Genomic DNA, 272 nt, shown 5'->3' with positions numbered 1-272 from the left:
CTTCCGTGTGCGACAGACGGGAGCGGTGCTGGGCATGCTGCCGACGTGGGAGTTCGCCTCCACTCCGCTCGGCGTCGCGCGGATCACCGTGGCGCACGCCGTCGACTTCACCGTCGGGCGCCATACCGTGAGCCCCCGTGCCGCCTCGCCCGACCAGCCCGCTGGAGCATTCAGCGTGTCCGCCGACTACCTCGCCCTCCCGCTGTCGCCGCTGGAGCTGTCGCACAGCTCGAAGTACGTGCGCGCCGCCCCCGTCGACGCCGCCGTGTCGC

At 72.8% G+C, this 272-nt stretch carries 1 protein-coding gene; it reads left to right on the top strand.

What is annotated here, in order from left to right; genetic code table 11:
* Positions 1 to 34 precede the first annotated feature (34 nt).
* Positions 35 to 272: hypothetical protein (locus SB717_RS35895; protein ID WP_410907750.1), on the top strand; the 238-nt coding region annotated here is incomplete at its 3' end.

Source organism: Priestia sp. SIMBA_032 (genome assembly GCF_046535215.1).
GTDB lineage: Bacteria > Bacillota > Bacilli > Bacillales > Bacillaceae_H > Priestia > Priestia aryabhattai.
This window is presented reverse-complemented; position numbering and strand designations above follow the sequence as displayed.